Origin of the sequence: Pseudoalteromonas sp. SWYJZ98, from assembly GCF_015864495.1 — a bacterium.
Classification (GTDB): Bacteria; Pseudomonadota; Gammaproteobacteria; order Enterobacterales; family Alteromonadaceae; genus Pseudoalteromonas; species Pseudoalteromonas distincta.
This window is the reverse complement of the sequence record NZ_JADYXA010000001.1, coordinates 209957-231553: the sequence shown is the minus strand read 5'-3', so window position 1 is coordinate 231553 and position 21597 is coordinate 209957. Positions and strand designations below refer to the sequence as shown.

Here is a 21597-nt window from a genome sequence, read left to right as displayed (position 1 = left end):
TATTTATTACTGAATTAAAATAAATATAGACTCACGACCACGTTGTACGCCAAGTACGATATTACCTTTAGTGTTTTCGATAATCTTATTCATATCACGAATAGTCTCTACTCGTTGGCGATTCACTTGCATAATAATATCACCTTCTTCAAGGCCAACACGGGCAGAAGGTGAGCGAGGGTCTACAGACGTAACCTCAACACCTTTATTACTATTTTTTTGCACGTTTTCAAGTGTCGCGCCTTGGAACGCAGGATGCAGCTCTTCGCCAGTCGCTGTAACACCTGATGCACCATCAAGAGTTACTTTTACCGTTTTAATTTTACCATCGCGGTAAATACCAAGTTTTATTTCGCGGCCTTCACCTAGCGTAGCAATTTTGCTGCGTAGTTCATGGAAACCACTAATATCACCGCCATTAATGCTAACAATTACGTCACCTGCTTTTATACCTGCTTTACTTGCAGCAGTGTCGTCCATTACTTGCATTACATAAGCACCTTGTTTAACGTCAAGTTGCTGCGCTTTAGCAAGGCCTGCATCAAGTGGTCGGCCAGAAATACCCAGCGAACCTCGGCGTACTTCACCGTGTTCAACAATTTGATCAACTAAGTTTTTCATCATGTTTGATGGAATGGCAAAACCAATACCCACGTTACCGCCAGAAGCACCTAAAATAGCAGTGTTAATACCAATCAATTCACCGTTTAAGTTAACTAGTGCACCACCAGAGTTGCCTTGGTTGATAGCAGCATCGGTTTGAATGAAATCTTCGTAGCCCTCAATATTTAAACCACTACGGCCAAGAGCGCTAACAATACCAGATGTAACTGTGTGGCTAAGTCCAAATGGGTTACCAATAGCGACGGCAAAGTCGCCCACTCGTAAACTATCTGAATTTGCGAGTTTTATTTCAGTTAAGTCATCAGCGTCTATTTGTAAAAGAGCGATGTCTGATTCTGTATCAGTACCAATTTTAGTTGCTTCAAATTCACGGCCATCTTCGAGGGTTACTACCATTTTTTCGGCATCTTGGATTACGTGATTATTAGTGACTACATAACCCTCATCAGCATCAATAATTACCCCAGAGCCTAACCCACTAAATTGACGCTTTTGACTGCGAGGCTGTTGCTGTCCAAAAAAGTATTCAAGCGGATCTGCACGGCGGCGTACTTCTTTTGAGCCTGAAACTTGGATACTTACAACACCTGGAGATATTTTCTCTAGCATGGGGGCAAGAGTTGGTAGTTGTTGACCATTTACTGCAATTGGCATTTTTGCATAAGATGCTACAGGGCTCATTAATAAGCTTGTAGATAGAATAGCTGCGCTGATAAGTGATAATTTCATTTTCATAGTCAGGGGTAACTCCACTTAAGATAAAGCAAAACAAAAAGGGCTACTTTACAGCAGCCCTTTTCGGTTTATTAAGATAAAACAACAAAGCTGTTATATCTAAAGACTATGGGGTCAAAAAAAAGTTCATCAAGATGCTTTAGAATGTTCTGAAACTTTATTTTGACCAGCAAATAAACCGGATTCACCTGATACATAATCAGCTGGTTGCGCTTCTGCAGAAGAGCGGTCTGAACGACGCTCTTTTAAAGATGCTTGTAATTGTTCGGTTGTTTCTTTAGAGAAATAAGGTTCAGCTGGTGCTTTATTTCTATCTTCTAGAAGAAGCTGGTTTGTTTCTTCAACGTGACTAAGCAGTTGATCATAGTTTTCTTTCATTTTATTTACGAGCTTACCAGTATTCGCTAAATGATCAGCGACATCTTGGCGATACTGCTCAAGCGCACTTTGTGCTTGTTCCGCTTGCTCTTTTAGTTCATCTTGTTTGAACTGTTTTTTAGTTACAAATGCACCAATAAAAAATGCTACAACAGCAACAATAACAATCAAACCTACCCACATAACTGTGCCCATAAAAACTACCCCTTTGGGAAAATAACTAACGAATGCCGATTCAATTATAAATCATACTAAGTGTAATATACCCCGAGTTATGATGCGTGTTAATATGCTTTGCAAATTAAACTGTGTTTTAACTGTAAATAGATATGACTCCTTGGCAAACATACCAACAAGACTTAAAGCGAGATGACTTTGTACACGACGCAGCACAAGAAAATGCTGTGCGCCATTTACAACGTCTATACGATGACCTAACTCAGACAAAGCCAAAACAAAAAGGCTTTTTTGCTAAGCTATTTAGTAAAGAAGAACCTGCGCCTGTAAAAGGTTTGTACTTTTGGGGGGGAGTAGGGCGTGGTAAAACTTATTTAGTTGACACTTTTTACGAATCATTACCGGGCACACGTAAAATGCGTGTGCACTTTCATCGATTTATGCACCGAGTGCATAACGAGCTTAAAAAGCTAAATAATACGGCTAATCCATTAGAAAAAATTGCTGACACTTTTAAAGCAGAAACAGACATTATTTGCTTTGATGAGTTTTTTGTACAAGACATTACTGATGCCATGCTATTAGGTGGCTTAATGGAAGCGCTATTTGCACGGGGCATAGTACTTGTAGCAACCTCTAATATAGTGCCTGATGAACTTTACAGAAATGGCTTACAGCGAGCGCGTTTTATGCCAGCAATTGAGCTTGTTAAAAAAAATACCGAGATAGTTAATGTAGATTCAGGTATTGATTACCGATTACGTACTTTAGAGCAAGCTGAAATTTTTCATAGTCCGTTAGATGAAGATGCGGATAAGAACCTATTTGAGTACTTCGATAAGTTATCGCCAGAGCCAGGGCAATTAGATGAGCCGATAGAGATAGAAGGGCGAAAAATCAAAACGCGTAAAGTAGCTAAATGCGTTGTGATGTTTGAGTTTAGTGAATTGTGCGAAACAGCACGTAGCCAGGTCGATTACATGGAGATTAGCCGCTTATACAATACGGTGATTATTTCTAACGTAAAACAGCTAGGGCAAACTAATGATGATGCTGCTAGACGCTTTATTGCTTTAGTGGATGAATTTTATGAGCGCCATGTAACTTTAATTATATCGGCTGAAAAACCTATTACCGAACTTTATACCCAAGGTAATTTAAACTTTGAATTTAAGCGTTGTATTAGTCGTTTACAAGAAATGCAATCCTTAGAATATTTAGCTAGAGAGCATTTAGTTTAAATAAGTAAGTAAATGTGTAATAGGGCAACTATAAAAAAGAGGTACATATATAGTACTTCTTATTTCTGAAATTTCTTGTGGAAAAAACAACCGGCGAGTAGCAATGTGTTTTAAGTGCTGGTATACTCCCGCGTCTGCCACGTTGCGTTCTATGTCCTCATATAGTCTAGCCACTTGTGAGCGGCGCAAAAGTCTAAAACTCGAAGGGGTTATAGCAAACTTAGAGCAGTAGTTAATATTAACTACTTGTGGTTTTAATTGAAAAACATTGGATTTTTATAAATGAAAACGTTTGTTGCTAAACCAGAAACAGTAAAACGTGACTGGTACGTAGTTGACGCTGAAGGTAAAACTTTAGGTCGCATCGCTACTGAAATCGCTCACCGCCTACGCGGTAAGCATAAAGCTGAATACACTCCTCACGTAGATACTGGTGATTACATCATCGTTATCAACGCTGAAAAAGTTACTGTAACTGGTAACAAATTCAAAGATAAAGTGTACTACGCTCACTCTGGTTTTCCAGGTGGCCTTAAGTCTACTACTTTTGATAAACTTCAAGCTGCAAAGCCTGAAATGATCATCGAGAAAGCTGTAAAAGGCATGTTGCCACGTGGTCCTTTAGGCCGCGCTATGTACCGTAAACTTAAAGTTTACGCAGGTACTGAGCATAACCATGCTGCACAACAGCCTCAGGTTCTAGACATTTAAGGAGCACCATCATGGCAAATCAATACTACGGTACAGGTCGTCGTAAAAGTTCAAGTGCTCGCGTATTCTTACGCCCAGGCACTGGTAACATCGTAATCAACAAACGCTCTCTAGAAGAGTATTTTGGTCGCGAAACAGCACGCATGGTTGTTCATCAAGCTCTTGAGCTAGTTGATATGACTGAAAAATTTGACCTTTACATCACCGTTTCTGGTGGTGGTACAACTGGTCAAGCTGGTGCTATCCGTCACGGTATCACTCGTGCACTTATGGAGTTTGACGAGTCACTACGTCCACAACTTCGTAAAGCAGGTTTTGTTACACGTGATGCACGTAAAGTTGAACGTAAGAAAGTGGGTCTTAAGAAAGCGCGTAAGCGTCCACAGTTCTCAAAACGTTAATCTATACGTTATCAAGAATTCAAAAACCCAGCTTATGCTGGGTTTTTTGTTTTCAAATCAAAAAGTTTACATTTGCTACTTAATTTAAATTTGTTTATAGCGGTCGCCATACTTGGTATTGCTGTAATTAATGATGATCAAATTTATTAATAACTGCGTATTAATCGAACGAAAGTTAAAAAACACTCAGATAGCTGCAAAAAAGTTAAATAATTATCGTAATTAGTTTAAATCCATCAGTTAATTGGTGGAATTTTTTGCTACAATTGGCGTGGAAGTAAAATGAGTGAGTTTAACGACACTATGTACAGTTTTTACTGTTTCCTCTTAGTGGTGTTGATCTCGGTCAGTATATTGTTTTTACAGAAGCGTTATTATAGTCGTTCGGCTTTATTCTCGAGCTAGCTTAATCAAATTTTTGATCAAGTCAGGTTTATTCGAGCATGGGGCTTTGAATAACCTTGTTTTAATCAAGGGTTTTAATTATGATCGCTTCTATTTTAAAAATTTCGAATAATTAACCTGCTGTAACTGATGTTCTCAATATAGCAAGTGTTGAGAATCATAGTGGAGATAAGTGGATGAGCAATGCGCCTGTAGACAATGGCCGACGTCGCTTTTTAACCATAGCTACCTCTGTTGTAGGTGGTGTTGGTGCGGCTGGGGCTGCTGTTCCTTTTATTGCGTCTTGGAATCCAAGTGAGCGAGCTAAATCTGCGGGTGCGCCTGTAGAAGTAGATATCAGCAAACTTGAGCCTGGACAATTAATACGTGTCGAGTGGCGTGGTAAACCTGTATGGGTTGTATCACGTACCCCAAAAATGCTTGAGCAGATGAAAGAACATGAAGGTCAACTTCGTGATCCGCAATCGCAAGAGCCACAACAATTAGAATCATCAACAAATGATTACCGTTCATTACGTCCAGAAATATTTTTGGCTGTAGGTATTTGTACGCATTTAGGATGTTCACCAGGCTTTTTACAAGGTAATTTTGGTGAGAAAGTAGAAGGGACTGATGACGGTTTCTACTGCCCGTGCCACGGTTCTAAATTTGATATGGCTGGTCGAGTATTTCAATCGGTACCTGCACCATTAAACTTAGAAATACCACCTTATACTTTTCTAGATGACACCACTATTTTAGTGGGCGAAGAAAGAGGGGTAGCCTAATGTTTGGTAAGATTATTGGTTGGATAGACGACCGAATCCCAATGACACGTGTTTGGAACATGCACATTGCACAGTATCCAGCACCTAAAAACTTTAACTTCTGGTACTTTTTTGGCTCACTAGCCATGTTAGTACTAGTCAACCAAATACTAACAGGTATTTGGTTGACGATGAACTTTGTTCCGTCTGCTGAAGGTGCTTTTGCCTCGGTAGAGTACATCATGCGTGATGTAGAATATGGCTGGTTACTACGTTACTTGCACTCAACAGGTGCATCAGCGTTTTTCATCGTTGTATATATGCATATGTTCCGTGGCATGATCTACGGTTCTTACCAAAAACCGCGTGAATTACTGTGGTTATTTGGTATGTTCATTTTCTTAGCGCTAATGGCTGAAGCATTCATGGGATACTTATTACCATGGGGCCAAATGTCGTTCTGGGGCGCACAAGTAATCATTTCATTATTCGGTGCTATTCCGGTTATTGGTGATGACTTAACACTTTGGATCCGTGGTGACTACGTAATATCAGGTGCAACGCTTAATCGCTTCTTTGCATTACATGTAATTGCACTACCACTGGTTATTGTAATCTTAGTTTTCTTACACATTGTTGCTCTACACGAAGTGGGTTCAAATAACCCTGAAGGTATTGAGATTAAACGTAAGAAAGGCTCAGTAGCTGAAGAAGATAAGCCTAAATTTAAATTCCATGAGTATTACACTAACAAAAAAGACATTGTTGATGCGATACCGTTCCACCCTTACTACACAGTTAAAGATATTGTGGGTGTGGTTGGTTTCTTAATACTGTTTTGTTGGGTTGTGTTCTTTATGCCGGCGATGAATGGCTTCTTTTTAGAAGGTCCAAACTTCGAGGCAGCTAACCCACTTAAGACACCTGAGCATATTTTCCCGGTTTGGTACTTTACGCCATTCTATGCAATCTTACGTGCAATCCCTGATAAGCTAATCGGTGTTGCGGCGATGGGTGCATCGATTGTAGTACTTGCATTACTACCTTGGATTGACCGTGGTAGAGTTAAATCGGTTCGTTACCGTTGTGGTTTCCATAAATGGAACATTGCAGGCTTTGTTGTAACTTTCGTTCTTCTTGGTTGGGTGGGTGCAACTCCACAAACTGATATGAAAACGATTATTTCTCAAATCTGTACTGTGACTTACTTTATGTTCTTCGTACTGTTGTTTGTATACAGTAAGAACGAAAAAACTAAGCCATTGCCAGAGAGGTTAACGAAATGATGAAGAAGCTTATTATTGGTTTATTTGCTTTATCAGTAAACTTGTTGCCTAACATGGTTATGGCAGCAGGTCCGTCGGTTCCTTTAATGGAAGCGAATAACGACCTTACTGATCAACCATCTTTACAACGCGGTGCAAAGTTGTTCATGAACTACTGTCTTGGTTGTCACCAAATGCAGTATCAACGTTATGAGCGTACTTTTCGTGATATCGGTATCCCAACAGAAGTTGGTTTAGAGCAGTTAATTTTTGACGGCTCTAAAGTCGGTAGCCATATCACAAACGCAATTACAAAAGACGATGCAGCAAAATGGTTTGGTGCGGCTCCGCCGGATTTAACTCTTATTGCACGTGTAAAATCACCAGATTATATTTACACGTACCTAAAATCGTTTTATAAAGATGAATCTCGCCCGTTTGGAGTTAACAATATTGTTTTTCCATCGGTAGGTATGCCTCATGTTCTTCAAGAACTACAAGGTTTACCAACGCCTATCACTAAAGAAGTAGAAGAACATGGCCACACTGTGACCAAAGTTATTGCTACTGAAACTGATGGTACGGGTGAATTAAGCGTAGATGAATACGACCAAGCGGCTCGTGATTTAACAAACTTCCTTGAGTACGTGGGTGAACCTTCACGTCTTGAATCGGAAGCGCTAGGTATTAAGGTAATAGGATTCTTAATAATTCTATTTATCTTGGCATTTATGCTTAAGAAAGAATACTGGAGAGATGTTCATTAAGTTGAACATTTTTAAAGGTAATTTTGCAATAGGGGCTTAAGCCCCTTTTGCTGTTTTAGTTATTTAATGGAGGTATAGGCATGGCCGTAGCTGCCAATAAGCGCCCTGTAATGACCCTTTTTTCTGGTGCTAACTGTATGTATAGCCACCAAGTACGTATTGTACTTGCGGAAAAAGGTGTAAGTGTAGATATTCATTTGGCTGAAAAAGATAACTTGCCAGAAGCACTTCACGAAATTAACCCTTACGGCACAGTGCCAACACTGATTGACCGTGAGCTTGGTTTATACCAGGCAAACATCATCATGGAATACCTTGATGAGCGTTTTCCTCATCCTCCACTAATGCCTGTTTACCCGGTAATGCGTGGTCGTAGCCGCTTAATGATGCATCGTATTGATACTGATTGGTACAGCCTAGCTGACAAAATCAGTAACAACACGTCAGATGCTGCTCAAGCTCGTAAAGAGCTAACAGAAGCATTACTTGCTGTAGCACCTATTTTTAGCGAAGCACCTTACTTTATGAGTGAAGAGTTTAGCTTAGTAGATTGTTATTTAGCTCCACTATTATGGCGTTTACCAGAGTTTGGTATTGAGCTTAATGGTGCAGGTTCTAAAGAGCTTAAAGAGTATATGATCCGTTTATTTGAACGTGAGTCATTCCAAGCCTCTTTAACTGAAGCTGAGCGTGAGATCCGTTTATAATGACGCCTAATCGTCCTTATTTATTACGTGCTTTTTTTGATTGGATAGTCGATAACGAGTGTACACCGCATTTAGTGGTAGACGCTGGGTTTGCAAATGTACAAGTGCCAACACAGTTTGTTCAAGACGGACAAATTGTTTTAAACATAAGTCCATCAGCGGTCACACAGTTTTCGTTAGACTTAACCCAACTTAGCTTCAATGCGCGCTTTGGTGGTCAGCCGATGCAAGTGTATGTGCCTCTAGGTGCTGTGCTTGCAATATACGCGCGTGAAAATGGCGAAGGAACAGTCTTTACTGCAGATGAGTTTTTAGAGGACGAAGACGATTTTGTGCCTGAGCTTGAAAGTGTTGATTCATCAGCTGAATTTATTGATGAAACACCACCAGAAAAGCCACAGAAGAAAAAAGGCTCTCATTTACGCGTTATTAAATAATAAGTAAATGCAAAAAAAAACCGCTTAATAAGCGGTTTTTTTATGTCTGTATTTTGTGTTTACAAGTATTCAAATACTTTAATTACACGCTCTACGCCAGATACATTTCGGGCAATGTTTACAGCTTGAGTAGACTCAGAGTCAGATACTAAACCCATTAAAAATACTTCAGCGTTTTCAGTAACTACTTTAATGTTATTACTGCTAATGTCTTTTGCTGTTAGTAGCTGAGCTTTTACTTTAGAAGTTAACCAAGAGTCATGCGTTTGTGTAGTAATGCCAATATTTGAGCCAATACGAATTTGGTTATGTATCTTACGAATACCTGAAACGCCCTCAATGGTACGCTGTGCTTCGTTTCTCATTTCTTCATTAGATACTTGGCCTACAAGTAAAACAATACCGTTAACGCTTACAGCGCTTATATTGGCAAACTTTTCAAGGCGTTCTACTTCGCTAAGTGCAATACTCGCTTTTATTTCAATATTGTTATCGTCAATTTGAGAGCCAATGGTACGGCGATCGTTCGCTGCAGTTACTGCACTGGCTGTACCTGCAACAACAGCAGCTGCGCAGCCTTGTAGTAATACAACAGTACCTAAAACAATAAGAGAGCGTTTAAACATAATTTTCATCCTGAGGGAAAAGCGTTAAATCAACAAGTTCGCTTAAACAATGTAAGTTAACTAAATGGGATTCGATAATGCGGCTAGGGCGTTTAGATGGGGATCTAATTTCAACATCGTTAGGGCCAAGTAGGCCAACCAACTCGCCACCATCATCACCAACCATAACTATGACCTTCATATCTTTAGTTAGTGCAGCTTCAACGGCAGAAATAACATGTTTTTCGTTACCGTTAATAGCCAGTACAAGCAATAAATCACCTTGCTGGGCAAAAGCGCGGACTTGACGAGCAAATGTATCGTGATCGTCTACCTGAGTACTTTGTCCAAGGTTAACGTTTTCTTGCGATAGAGCAATTGCCGGCAAACAAGGACGCTCGGTTTCATAGTGATTAACCAATACACCCGCCATGTGCTGGGCGAGCATGTGGCAATTAGCAGTACCGCAGCAAATGAGTTTATTTCCGTTGATCAGACTTTGTGCAATAGTAAATGCAGCTGACTCAAGCGCACTAGGTAGCACTTCACCAGCAGCGATTTGAACTTGAATGCTTTCTGTAAAAATTTCTTTAATTGTGTCTTGCATAGCCTACCAATAATTTATCTTTGTATTTGCGTTTAAAATACATTTTTAAGCCAATTAATATTAGGAGATGCTTCTCCTGTAATGGCTACATAATCAATTCTTAGTGCTTGGTTAGTTAAATTTTTAGCTGCTAAGTAATGATAAATACTACGTTTTAATCGAGCTTGTTTTTGTGGGCTAAGTGCATAGTTGGCACCGCCACGGGCATTATTTTTGCGAAACTTGACCTCAATGAATACAAGGGTGTCGCCTTCTTTCATAATGACATCAAGCTCGCCAAAGGGGCAGTAATAATTACGTTCAATGGGTGTTAAGCCCTGAGTAACTAAGTATTTTTGCGCTTCAAGCTCATAATACTGGCCTTTTTCGCGACTATTGTGCCACAGCTCTTTAAACCACGACATGCCGCCCCCTTAACTTAATAAAGTTTAATTTATAGTTTGTATATCACCCGCTGATTGCATAAACAATGGTACCGGGCGTTGTGTTTCTAATTGCACAGGCTTAATGCGACGGTTTGTATATTGAGCCCAGTCGAGCATACGTTCTATATGGCCGCTGGTATTAACAGATAGCTTACCGCTTAAACCACTATATTGGTTGCCTGGCATTACGCTTAACTGTCTAATGTCATGTAATATTGATACTGCATCGTACGCCATTGCAAATAAGCGTTGGCTAATATCAATTTGCTCAGGCCATAGAGAGTTGTACTGCTGGCGTAAATTATGTTGTTTAATTTGTGAATCAAGCATCCACGGTAATTCAGTGAAGTATAGGCCGTCTAAGTCGCCTTTGTCTGTACTGTCAATTTGTTTACTATGACTTTTAGAGCTTGCATAAAGTGGGATACGATCAGCAAATGTACTGACGTTTACATCAAGGTAAGGTTTAATTAAGCGAGTTTCTATTGCATCACCCAAAATATAAATAACGTCTATATCACTGCGTGAACGCGTTTCGTTTTCTACTTCTTGCTTAAATAATGCTTTAACTGTTTGTATGCGATCTTTTGACTTATCAACTTCTAATAAGCTGGTAATTGTGTTCGGCATATCTTTTTTATCGTTATAAAAACCGATTTGTGGCTTGGTTTCGCTGTAGCGTTGCCACTGTAGGTTAAAATAATCAACTAAACGTTGGCCATTTGCATTATTTGGCGCAAGCAGCATAGGCTTTTGATAGCCCTTAGTTAAAAAGTGTTCCAGAGCTTGCTGTACTTCGTGCTCAGGGTTCAATGCAAAGTAATAATGCTGAAGCGAAATGCGCTCACCATCAAAAGTGTTTAAATGCAGTACCGGAGTATCAATAAGAGTTTGTGCATTGGCTAGTTTATCAATATTTGCTTTAAGTAGAGGACCAATTACAAAATCAGGCTTTATTTCTTCAAGTTGCGCTGCGATTTCCTCAGTGCTTAGGTTTTCATCAATAAAAATAGTGTCGTTGATAGTTTGCGTATCAAGTGCAGCTAACACACCGGCTTTAAGCGCATCACCTAAGCGTTCGTTAGGGCCTGATTGTGGAAACAACACAACTAAACGCTCTATATTAATAGGGGCGAGCTCAGTAAGCATTTCGTCCTGTTCAGGTAATACAGAAAAAGCCGGATGCCCAATATAGCGTCTGCGCCAATTATTAATTGCTTGGTCTAGCTCCACGCCGCTACTTGCATATACTTGATAGTATAGACCAAGGTTTACCCAGCCTTGCTGGATAACCGAACCACGGTTAAAACGTTCAAGCGCATATGAAGAGAGCTGTTTTAAGTTATCCCACAAATTTTGATTGAGCTGAGGGATTTCTATATTGTTTTTTGTTGCTGTTTCAGAGGCTCTAAAGAAGTAGGGGGTAGCTTTTTTAGGAAAATTTTGCGATGCATAAATACTGGCTGTTAAAAACTGATGCCATGCAAAATGCTCAGGTTGAGTAAGTTGTCCGTCTAGCGATTGTAAAATCACCAAAGCTTGATCATTCTTATTCTGTTGTTTTTGTGCAAATGCAATATAAAGACGGTTTTGGATTTGATCAACACTTGCGGTTAATTCAAGCTCATTACCAATTCTCTCTAACAAAGGCCAATTTTGCTCACTAATCGCAGCATCACGGGCACTATACAATAACTGTATTTTATCGGCACCTTGGCGGTTTTGCGCCAATTGGTAGATAGATTGCGCACTGGTTGCCTGATTTTGCAGAGCATTAGTGCGGTTACTTACGTTATCGCTGTTTTTAGTTGGTTTTTCGGTTGTGCTACACGCCGATAACCCTGACAATATAATTAATAGACTAACTAGTTTAAGTCGCACAATGATTTCCCAATACGTTAACGCGATTTGCTTATATTACTGACTGACGCAGGAGACCTCAATGTTAAATGAGGAGAATTCACAGAAAATTGGCACTCTTTACATTGTTGCCACCCCAATTGGCAATTATGACGACTTAAGTCACCGTGCCATTGCGACATTATCGCAAGTTGACTTAATAGCTGCTGAAGACACTCGCCATACCGGCAAGCTACTTAGCCACTTTGGAATTAAGGCAAAAACGTTTGCATTACACGACCACAACGAAAAGCAAAAAGCACAGCAAATTATTGATCAACTTAATCAAGGTTTAAATATTGCTTTAGTATCTGACGCTGGTACACCGCTAATTAGTGATCCAGGCTACGCTGTGGTAAATCTATGTCGCGAACAAGGCGCTCATGTTACACCTGTTCCAGGTGCATGTGCTGCAATTACAGCCGTATGTTGTTCAGGCTTACCAACTGACCGCTTTCAGTTTATTGGTTTCACGCCAGCTAAAAGCAAAGCTCGCCAAGACTTTTTTACCGAAGCTGTTAACTCAGGCATTACCAGCATAATGTACGAAAGTACGCACCGTATTATGGCAAGCCTTGATGATTTAGCACTAGCCCTTGGTGATGAGCAGCAAGTCGTGTTTGCTAAAGAGCTAACCAAAACCTTTGAAACATTTTTTAATGGTAGTGTAAGTGAGCTTAAACAATTTTTAACTGATGATCCTACCAAGCAGCGCGGCGAAATAGTGCTTATGCTTGCGGGTAAACCAAAGCAAATAGACGATGTTCCGCCAGAAGCGCGCAAAATGCTGGCACTTCTTGAGAGTGAAATGCCAATGAAAAAAGCCTGTGGCGTTGTAGCCGAATACTTTGGTATGAAGAAAAACGCTTTATATAAAACAATTATTGAAGAAAAAGAGTAAATTTTACTGCGCTTAGTATTAGCCTCATGTATACTGCGCGCCGAGTCAGCCAAGATGATCGCTGCCTGTGACGAAAATGATCAGGGGGAGGAAAGTCCGGGCTCCATAGGGCAGAGTGCCAGCTAACGGCTGGGGGGCGTGAGCCTACGACAAGTGCAGCAGAGAGGAGACCGCCAATCTCGATTGGTAAGGGTGAAAGGGTGCGGTAAGAGCGCACCGGGCCGCTAGTAATAGTCGGTTGCAAGGTAAACTCCACTCGGAGCAAGACCAAATAGGGTTCTATCATTTTAAATAATGAACGCGTGGCCCACGTGAGAACCGGGTAGGTTGCTTGAGCCATAGAGCGATTTATGGCCTAGACGAATGATTATCACTTTCTTCGGAAAGGACAAAACCCGGCTTATAGGCTGACTCAAACTCAAGCGTAAGCACCTGATTTATTAGGTGCTTACGCTTGAACCACTAATCTCATGGCACAAAATTTCAAAAGTGTGCCAAATAGTGTGCCAAATAAACTCAATACGTTACTTACACATAGGTAACTTAATGAGACATATCAAACTCCCCGAACACCTCATACTACGAAAAGAACGTTACTATTTTCGTTATGTTTTCCCTCGTAAATTTATCGGCTCCGATATACGCATTTCACTTAAAACCAAACACCTTCATCATGCTTTAAACTTTCTTGAATTGATCAAACCCGAACTAGATAAACTAAAAATACTTGCGAGTGATCGACACAATATAGATACTGAAACTTTAATCACTCAAGCAAAACGTATCTTAATTCATATGAAGCAAAAACTTACCCATGAGCTAAGCAAAAAAATAATAGCAAAAGAAGAACAACGTTATGCTTCAACAGCACATTCTATAAATGGCATTAAAGCGAAGCCGCTAAATAATCACTCACCTACACATTTAAGAACCGCAGCAAACATTATGCTTTCTATTGCAGATGGTGAAACAGGTGAATTATTGGTTGAAGCTTTAAAAAACAATGATTACGAAGTGCTTAATATTTATGTTTTGGTTAGTAAGTACATGGCACTTAAAAATAGTGGTTTAAGTAATGCCGACATTGTAGCTAATAAACAAATCGAAAAAAGTGTTCGTCAGCTTGCACGCCAATTAGATACGTTTTTACTCGCTGGTATGTTTAATAATTCTGAAGTTGAAACAGATGAAGACTTGTTTGATGACTCAGATGAAGACGACAACTTTTACGCTGATGACATTGATGCAATAGATACTCTCAACAAACACGATGTAGAGTTTGAACATAGCTCTTTAGAGTATTCAGCATTTAAAAGTATGCTAGAAACCTCAAGAAATTTACAGGCTAAATACTTGGCCTCTTGCTTAACTAAAGATTCAGAGCAAAAACATTTATTAGATTCAATGTTTAATAAAAGCTCACACACCATAGCTGAAAGTCAGTCAAGGGAAGAAAAACAACAAACTCAAGGCCCATTGTTTTCAGAAGTATATGCCGAGTTTTTAGATTTTAAAGTAAATGCAGGTTTAAGCGATAGGCTTGTAAAAGAATACACTCGCCACTACGAAGCATGGTGTTTACTGAGTGAAGATAAAGCAATTGAAAGTTATAAAGCGAGTGATATAGGTCGTTTTATTGACCGTTGTTATCAGCTACCTAAAAAGAATCGCGCACCATACAGCAAAATGAGCCTGCAAGAGTGCCTAGACTTTGATGTGCCAGAAGATGACTTAGTGACACCTAAAACAGTTCAAGGCTATTATAAGTGGTTACAGGGGATATTCTCCTATGCTAAAAGAGATACGGTTGAATATATTCAGCATTCACCATGTACTATAAAACGAGACTTTAAGCAGCGCATACGTGGTGTTTTTAATAGCGAAGAACTTACTAAGTTTGAAGCTTTTGCAATACAAACAAAACATGCGTGGCAAAAGTGGTCACTATTATTAGCCATGTACACAGGCGCAAGGCGCACAGAAATTTATCAGTTAAGAAAGCCTGATATCCGTATTGAAGATGGGGTTAACTACATACTAGTAACTGATGAACACGAATCACAACGCCTTAAAACTAATAACGCAAAACGTAAAATTCCTATCCATAAGCGCTTAATTGAGCTTGGCTTTTTAGAGTATGTGGAGCAAACGCAAGAACGCATTCTATATGAAATAACATCGGCTGAAAGTATCACTAGTTGGTTTGGTCGTTTAGTTGTGGAGCTTGAAATACCAAGTGTGAATGAGTTAGATGAGCTGCGTAGTTTCCACAGCTTTAGGCATACGTTCATAAGTAACATAAGAAATAACCACTCGTTTGATCTTTCACTGATTCAGCAAATAGTTGGTCATGAACTTTCTAAAGGTGGAATAACAGATAAATACACGCATGGCGGGGCTAATTTGAAGAGGTTGCAGCAAGTTGTTAGCTCGTTTTGTATTTAATTAAATTAGATAAAATAGTATATTGATGTCACACGCTGGGCCTTTAAATGGTTCTGTTACGTCTTTGGTTCAAACCAACTAATCAGGTAGAGATAAATAATGGATATTCAACTGTTTGATAATGAAAAAATTGATTTCGATAAAAACGGGCATGGTGGGATTGAAGACCTTGATAAATCAGCGGCGAATGAAAAATATATAAAAGGCGCTGTCAGAATTGTTACAGAGCAGGCACGGTATCCACTAAATACAATACTTGCAATGGTAAAAAGTGATGATTATAAATTAAATCCTGAATTTCAGAGGAGGCATCGCTGGGGTATTGAAAGAAAATCGAAACTAATAGAATCATTTATCATGAATGTTCCTATTCCTCCTATATTTCTCTATGAAGTTAATTTTTCAGAGTACGAAGTTATGGATGGGTTGCAGCGCTTGACTGCTATCTCACAATTTTATGCAAATGAATTTCAACTAGCAGGACTATCAGAGTGGCCTGAATTGAATGGGTGCACATATTCTAGTTTGCCAGAGCAAATACAAAAAGGCATTGACCGTAGGTATATTTCTTCAATTATCCTACTACAAGAAACTGCAAAAAGTACTGAAGAAGCGAACCGTTTGAAGCAATTGGTTTTTGAAAGGATTAATAGTGGTGGTGAAAAGTTAAAGCCTCAAGAAATACGGAATGCACTATATCCAGGGGTGGTGAATTCAATGTGTATTTCATTGGCTAGAAATGAATACTTTTGCAGGTTGTGGAATATACCTGTACCAGACGCAGAAGAGCTTGAAACTGGTACAACGGATAGAAATGAGGTCATATCTAACGAACTATATAAAGATATGTCAGACGTTGAGTTATGTTTGAGGTTCTTTGCGTATAGGCAGCTTGATAATTGGAAAGGTAACACAATGGAAGTGTTTTTTGATGAGTTTCAAAAGGAAGGTAATGTAATTTTTACCCCTGAAGTTATTGAAAAACAAAAGAGGTTGTTTGAAGAAACTATAAAACTCTCGTGGGATATCTATGGGGAAAAAGCTTTCTGGTTACATAGGCATAGAGAAGGTAAGTGGTTCCATTACGAGCGACCAACTAAACTATTATATGATCCAATAATGCACGTGCTTTCTACAATGCTAGATAAGAAAGATGAGCTAATAGCAAATAAAGGCGAAATTCTCGCTGCTACTGAGCAATTTCATAAAGATATATATGAACAAATGAAGGGTAGAGATACTAATAAGAATGCGGTAAATACGAGGTTTAAAATATTTTCAGACTTCTTTAATCAATTTGTATCATGAAAGCAGCTTTTGAGGATTTTAGTCAGGAGTTAGAGGCTCTAGAGAAGCACATAGCTTCTCAAACATCTACTTTAAAAACAGTTTCTTCATTGCAAAAAGATGATTCTCTAAAGCATTTAGTTGAAGATATTGAAATAAATATGGTGGCTAATAAAATATTTAATTATAACTCTTATGTTATTTCGTTGTATGGAATTTTTGAGCGTTATATTGAAGATTTACTTAAAGGTTATTTGGTCTCAATATCTAGTATTTTCAACAATTACAATGAATTACCTAACAAAATTAGAGAGGCCAATATAAAGAAGTGTTCGGAGCTGCTTTTAAATTTGGGTCTTCAAAAAAATAAAGATCTAGCACCTGAAATCATTATTTCAGCGTTATACAATAATGTATCAAACGGTTCCATTAAACTTAACTACGAAGCTTTTATACAGCATAGTTCAAATTTTCGGAGCAGTTCAATAAATGAGTATTTCAAGAGTGTTGATATAAATGATTTAAATAAGTTAGTTTGCAATTACGAACCGATAAAAAGTACGCTAGAAAGTAAATTTGATAACCCTGAAGGAACTAGCTCTAAGCAACTTTTTAAAGCTATAGATGAGATTGCAGATAGAAGAAATGAAGTCGCTCATGGTACGAAAGTTCTAAACTTATTAACTCCTGAATTAATTCTTGAACATTGTGTTTTCTTTCAATCTTATAGCGAATCTTTATTTTACTGTTTAACTGATAAAGTTTTGAACCAAAAGGTCAATGTGAAAAGTACACCTATCAAGCTGATTACTGTCATTAATAACTCAATATTATGTTTTGATGCTTCTGATGTTGAATTAACAAGTACTTCTAAGATTATTGTTGAAAGAAAATCAGTTTATCCCAATTACATAACAGTAAATATCGAGGAGATGCAAGTTGACCGCAATGTGGTTAAAAGCGTAAAACTAGAAGATAAGGTTAATGTAGGTGTCAAAGTTGACGAGCACATTACAAATAATAATAACTTCTACTTATTGGCCTAGTACCGCCAACTAACGTTAATACATATTAACGTTAGTTGGTTCAATATTTGTTGCTGTCGTATCTAGAGTGGGTCTATAGATTATAGATACTATAAAAAATAAACCTCTTCAGTTGTCGAACCATCTCTGTTGAGTGGGGAGCCCTATAGTTATAGTGGGGGCTCAGCAGGAATTTTATTTTTTAATTGTTTAAGTTCTAATATACCTTCGTTAATGTAAGAAAAAATAACTATCCAGCCAACTACCGAAATAAAAGGGGCTTTAATGATCCAAGGTAGGAGCCAGTCTCCACTATTCCATAGCATATGTGAGAGTGTTGCTATTAAGAAAGCTCTTATAAAAGTATACTCGAGCAGCATGCTTATCATAAACGGCCTGCCTTGTTTAACCTTCCATAATGCAGCGCCAATCATGCCTGTCCAAATTATATGCCCAAATGGTGATAAAACACCTCTTAAATTTATATTATCTATCATGGAGGTATAGTTTTGATTTAAAAGAATTTCAAAAGCATACCCTGCACTTTCAAATGAGCCAAACCCACAACCAACAGCCGCCCCGAATAGTAATCCGTTTAAAATATATGGGTACCTGATTGCATTAGCTACTAATAAAAGCGCGATTAATTTTCCTGGCTCTTCAGCTAAGCCAGCAACAGGTGGCCCCAACCAGTTTAAGGTAGAAGTTAATTCAAACATTAATAATGAAAAAATTAATGAGAGAATTCCGCCTTGAAGAACTAGTTTAAATACTTTTATCAACGATACATTTCTAGGGACGTTTGTCTCGAAAAAGAAAACAAGTACACTTAAAGGCATTGCAAAAGTACCAACAAAGATTAAGCCGGGTAAAAGTTTAATATTATTCCAATATTCAAAAGAGTAGATGAACCCTATATAAGTCAAGATCATCAGACCAAAAAGCCGAATAAATAACCAAGGCCTTGGAAACTCAGATGTTATTTCTTTGATATCAGGTGTAGTTGTAGTTGTTCCTACTGAGTAATACTCTTCAAGCTCTTCATCATTCCTTTTCTTAAAAACATCAGAGAAAAGTAGCTTTATATTAAAATCGGCTAAATCTTTAGTTCCTGCAAATGATGTCACATGCTGACTCAATGTCGATCGGCTTTGGATTGAAGTATGATTTGTTGTTACATTTCCTTTTGCTAAAGGGCTACTACTAGCACTCTCATTATTTATTACATAGCAGATAACACCAGCCTCTAAAACCTTGTCATACATGTATTTAGACTTTTCTTTGCTGAGGTTTTTTTTTAATATGTAGCTTTTACCATTAAAATATTTTTCTGCATTAACTTTTGATATGTTAAAGAGTAATGCAAACTCACTGATAGCTTCTTCTAGGTTTTTATCAGGCACAATATCGCCTTTAAAAATGAGTCTATATGAATTAGCCATGGTTCTACCTCGTAAATAACAGTTTTACCGATGGTGTGACAGCTAGACTAATCTCCATACCTACGCTTTTCATACTCCTGATGTTAACTTTTTTCTGTAAGTCAGCGCTCATTTTGATTGCACGCACGAGCATTGTAACTACAGGTTTATCTTTAACTTTGTCTTCAAGTTCTTCCATTGATAGCGTCGTTTCGTTGTTCATTTTAATAATAACAATTACCTTTGGCGATACACCGACTTCCATTTCAAGATCTGCAATAACGTATCCTGCATTTTCAAGGTAGGGTATTGATGAATTTATTTGTATTACTGATTCTTGTAACTTTATCATTCCAATTGTTTGGGCTCGTTTTAGTTGCTCAAATGCTACTTTTTGTGCTTTTATAGTAAATGCATTAGAGTTTAGAAAGCTACTTGCTTCCTCTTCGACGACATAAGCCCCTGACATTAAATCATGGAGTCCTCTACGTTTAGGGTTAAAGAAAATACTTATGGCTGATATAAAGAATAGTGCTAGGCCAACTAAGAATGAAAATGATCTTATGAATGAGTTAAGTAAACTTAAAGGCGTAGAGTTCTCATCTACTACTTTGATCTTTAAAAGTCTTGCCCCTACTGTTTTTCCTTTTGAAATATTTCCAGTCATAACTGTAAAATAAATGAGGCTTAATACAAACCCAAGATACTTTAAGCTCTCAAGAGGGGGTGATAAGAAAGTCATGATTAAATACGTAATTATAAATGTAAATGCTATTGTTATAACTTGGTCAATACAAAGTGCTGCTACTCTTTTCCATGGTTTTGCTATTAAAAAGCTATCTACTTCTATAGTTTGGCTCTGATTTATTGACTCATGAACAGTATCGGTGTTTATTGTAGAAATATCTTCAACTACTGCAACAGTTTCAATACCCTCGTCTTCGGCTATTTCATCTACTTCTTCAACTTCTTCAAGATTGAAAAGGTCTTCATTATCACTCTTAAATTGAAGCTCAACTTTTCCCCCATTTTTGATAATTGCTTGTTTAATCTTATTTGCTTTTTCTTCGTCCAAATCACTAAAAAGAATTAGATCGTTTTGTTTTAAATAAACTACGATATCTTCTTTAGACGCTTTGGGAAAACAACGCTTAATTATCCCTGCAAGATTAGCAATATTATTTTTATTACTTATACCTCTGTAGATAACATCACACTTTACCATATACTTTGTCCCTATCATTTTTATCGTAGCAGAGTTCTATTTTACTTTTTAATATTTTGAAAAATTGTCGTTTTTACTTTTAATCATTCAGTCTCAGCGGGTCTAAAAGAGTCTCAGAACCTGTTTGTAAAGCTAACTATAAATCTAAGTTAAAATCACTAGCCCCTCTTAGTCTATTACCTTTTCTTGAGCATGCAGTAAAGATCATAGAACGACATTCATCTCGCTTTTGTTTCGAATCAAACTCAAATTGTTGAGAGCCAAATTCACCTGACACATTTAATAGCCATTGATCTTTCATAGGTGGTGTTTTACGTTTTGCATCAAAGTTTACTCTACTTTGCCTACGTCCTTTTTCATTATTTAATGCTCTTATTTCAGTGATTTTGATGCTATGTCGACGCATCATATTTCTTAATTTTTTTAGTGTGATAATTTCGATGATATTATTTTCAACATCACTAGCAGGAAAAGTAAACTCATTATTATCGATATCGACAATATAGCCTTGAGAGGTAGCCAGCCAAACAGGAATGGAGTAGACGAGAGTCAAAATATTAACAATAAATAGCCATTGTAAACCTACCCCCGCCAGAATTGCTGGAAAAAACCAAAGTATCACAGATAAAAAGAAGTGGGGGTATACGGTTGATTTAATTGCATACCAAATGTCAACTGTGGATTTCTTTTCAGATTCTGATAGCTGAACATTAGTTTCATGGGCTGTGTTTTCATTACTTTTATGAACTTGTTCTTTTGATTTAATAAACTCAACAACAATTCCATACGTTAAAAGTTTTTTAGATATGATTAGAACCTGTTCATTAGTAATATTCTTTTTTAATACGAATGTTTTACCGGATAAAAATTCATTATCTTGGCTTTGCGGAATTTTCAAAATTTTTGATAAGGTTATTGAAGCTTGATTTTTGTTAGTTCCCTCGACCAATTTCCCTCTAAAAATTACATGATAGATACTGTCCATAAATTCCATCTATTATTCCTTACAATTTAATAGATAATACAAAGTGCTTTGTTAAATGTGAAGCGCTAATTACCTAGTGCTATAGTCAGGAACTTTTTTAGTCGTAAAATGCGAAAGTAACTTTGTATTATCAGTCAAAAAAGGCTCTGGTTTTAATTAGTTAGTCATGTATACCGAC

Annotated in this window: 21 protein-coding genes and 1 other RNA gene; 13 read left to right on the top strand and 9 right to left on the bottom strand. The window is 37.9% G+C overall.

Features of this window, described 5'->3' with window-relative positions; all coding sequences use genetic code 11:
- Positions 1-6 precede the first annotated feature (6 nt).
- Both I6F10_RS01085 and I6F10_RS01080 read right to left on the bottom strand, forming a co-directional pair.
- Positions 7-1359, bottom strand: coding sequence for a Do family serine endopeptidase (locus I6F10_RS01085; protein WP_024606350.1), 1353 nt, complete (start codon positions 1357-1359; stop codon positions 7-9).
- Between the two features lie 129 nt (positions 1360-1488).
- Complete coding sequence (locus I6F10_RS01080; RefSeq protein ID WP_024595790.1) at positions 1489-1932, bottom strand: YhcB family protein; 444 nt, start codon at positions 1930-1932, stop codon at positions 1489-1491.
- A gap of 134 nt (positions 1933-2066) precedes the next feature.
- Here I6F10_RS01080 and zapE point away from each other — a divergent pair, with 134 nt between their 5' ends.
- The 8 genes from zapE to I6F10_RS01040 all read left to right on the top strand — a co-directional run bounded on the left by zapE (position 2067) and on the right by I6F10_RS01040 (position 8594).
- Entirely contained in the window at positions 2067-3155 is a 1089-nt protein-coding gene (gene zapE / locus I6F10_RS01075) for a cell division protein ZapE (RefSeq protein WP_002957958.1), read from the top strand.
- A gap of 282 nt (positions 3156-3437) precedes the next feature.
- A complete protein-coding gene (gene rplM, locus I6F10_RS01070; RefSeq protein WP_002957960.1) occupies positions 3438-3866 on the top strand; it encodes a 50S ribosomal protein L13 in 429 nt (142 codons plus the stop codon).
- Positions 3867-3874: 8 nt separating this feature from the next.
- Positions 3875-4267, top strand: coding sequence for a 30S ribosomal protein S9 (rpsI, locus tag I6F10_RS01065; RefSeq protein ID WP_024595789.1), 393 nt, complete (start codon positions 3875-3877; stop codon positions 4265-4267).
- 581 nt (positions 4268-4848) lie between these two features.
- The gene (petA, locus tag I6F10_RS01060; protein WP_002957962.1) at positions 4849-5439 is read left to right on the top strand and encodes a ubiquinol-cytochrome c reductase iron-sulfur subunit; all 591 of its coding nucleotides are present in this window, start codon (positions 4849-4851) and stop codon (positions 5437-5439) included.
- Positions 5439-6704 (top strand): cytochrome b, encoded by a 1266-nt coding sequence (locus I6F10_RS01055; RefSeq protein WP_002957963.1) that lies wholly within the window; start codon positions 5439-5441, stop codon positions 6702-6704. The genes petA and I6F10_RS01055 overlap by 1 nt, the downstream gene beginning before the upstream one ends.
- Positions 6701-7450 carry a cytochrome c1 gene (locus tag I6F10_RS01050; RefSeq protein ID WP_002957964.1) on the top strand — a complete coding sequence of 250 codons (750 nt, stop codon included), beginning with the start codon at positions 6701-6703 and terminating at the stop codon, positions 7448-7450. Before I6F10_RS01055 ends, I6F10_RS01050 begins: the two co-directional genes overlap by 4 nt.
- An 80-nt stretch (positions 7451-7530) precedes the next feature.
- Positions 7531-8157 (top strand): stringent starvation protein SspA, encoded by a 627-nt coding sequence (sspA, locus tag I6F10_RS01045; RefSeq protein WP_002957965.1) that lies wholly within the window; start codon positions 7531-7533, stop codon positions 8155-8157.
- Positions 8157-8594 (top strand): ClpXP protease specificity-enhancing factor, encoded by a 438-nt coding sequence (locus I6F10_RS01040; protein WP_002957966.1) that lies wholly within the window; start codon positions 8157-8159, stop codon positions 8592-8594. Before sspA ends, I6F10_RS01040 begins: the two co-directional genes overlap by 1 nt.
- 59 nt (positions 8595-8653) lie before the next feature.
- Here I6F10_RS01040 and dolP read toward each other — a convergent pair whose 3' ends face one another.
- The 4 genes from dolP to I6F10_RS01020 are packed head-to-tail and all read right to left on the bottom strand — an operon-like array spanning position 8654 to position 12112.
- Entirely contained in the window at positions 8654-9220 is a 567-nt protein-coding gene (gene dolP / locus I6F10_RS01035; RefSeq protein ID WP_002957967.1) for a division/outer membrane stress-associated lipid-binding lipoprotein, read from the bottom strand.
- The gene (locus I6F10_RS01030) at positions 9213-9806 is read right to left on the bottom strand and encodes an SIS domain-containing protein (protein WP_002957968.1); all 594 of its coding nucleotides are present in this window, start codon (positions 9804-9806) and stop codon (positions 9213-9215) included. The genes dolP and I6F10_RS01030 overlap by 8 nt, the downstream gene beginning before the upstream one ends.
- Before the next feature lie 32 nt (positions 9807-9838).
- Positions 9839-10210 carry a YraN family protein gene (locus I6F10_RS01025; protein ID WP_002957970.1) on the bottom strand — a complete coding sequence of 124 codons (372 nt, stop codon included), beginning with the start codon at positions 10208-10210 and terminating at the stop codon, positions 9839-9841.
- Positions 10211-10234: 24 nt separating this feature from the next.
- Positions 10235-12112 carry a penicillin-binding protein activator gene (locus I6F10_RS01020; protein WP_165743098.1) on the bottom strand — a complete coding sequence of 626 codons (1878 nt, stop codon included), beginning with the start codon at positions 12110-12112 and terminating at the stop codon, positions 10235-10237.
- Between the two features lie 61 nt (positions 12113-12173).
- Between I6F10_RS01020 and rsmI the strand changes: the two genes are divergently transcribed.
- From rsmI to I6F10_RS00995, 5 genes are all read left to right on the top strand, one after another.
- Positions 12174-13031, top strand: coding sequence for a 16S rRNA (cytidine(1402)-2'-O)-methyltransferase (gene rsmI / locus I6F10_RS01015; protein WP_024595588.1), 858 nt, complete (start codon positions 12174-12176; stop codon positions 13029-13031).
- A gap of 41 nt (positions 13032-13072) precedes the next feature.
- Positions 13073-13450: RNase P RNA component class A (gene rnpB, locus I6F10_RS01010), an RNA gene on the top strand.
- A 127-nt stretch (positions 13451-13577) separates the two neighbouring features.
- Positions 13578-15476 (top strand): DUF3258 domain-containing protein, encoded by a 1899-nt coding sequence (locus tag I6F10_RS01005; RefSeq protein WP_197098224.1) that lies wholly within the window; start codon positions 13578-13580, stop codon positions 15474-15476.
- 99 nt (positions 15477-15575) lie between these two features.
- On the top strand, positions 15576-16784 hold the full coding sequence (locus tag I6F10_RS01000) for a DUF262 domain-containing protein (RefSeq protein ID WP_197098222.1): 1209 nt from the start codon (positions 15576-15578) through the stop codon (positions 16782-16784).
- Positions 16781-17809, top strand: coding sequence for an MAE_28990/MAE_18760 family HEPN-like nuclease (locus tag I6F10_RS00995; RefSeq protein WP_197098220.1), 1029 nt, complete (start codon positions 16781-16783; stop codon positions 17807-17809). Before I6F10_RS01000 ends, I6F10_RS00995 begins: the two co-directional genes overlap by 4 nt.
- A 149-nt stretch (positions 17810-17958) precedes the next feature.
- Here I6F10_RS00995 and I6F10_RS00990 read toward each other — a convergent pair whose 3' ends face one another.
- From I6F10_RS00990 to I6F10_RS00980, 3 genes are all read right to left on the bottom strand, one after another.
- Positions 17959-19230: a PrsW family intramembrane metalloprotease gene (locus I6F10_RS00990; RefSeq protein WP_197098218.1), complete on the bottom strand. Its 1272-nt coding sequence runs from the start codon at positions 19228-19230 to the stop codon at positions 17959-17961.
- Between the two features lie 4 nt (positions 19231-19234).
- Positions 19235-20434, bottom strand: a complete 1200-nt coding sequence (locus tag I6F10_RS00985; RefSeq protein ID WP_197098216.1) for an RDD family protein — start codon at positions 20432-20434, stop codon at positions 19235-19237.
- 136 nt (positions 20435-20570) lie between these two features.
- Positions 20571-21428 (bottom strand): hypothetical protein, encoded by an 858-nt coding sequence (locus tag I6F10_RS00980; RefSeq protein ID WP_197098214.1) that lies wholly within the window; start codon positions 21426-21428, stop codon positions 20571-20573.
- Positions 21429-21597 lie beyond the last annotated feature (169 nt).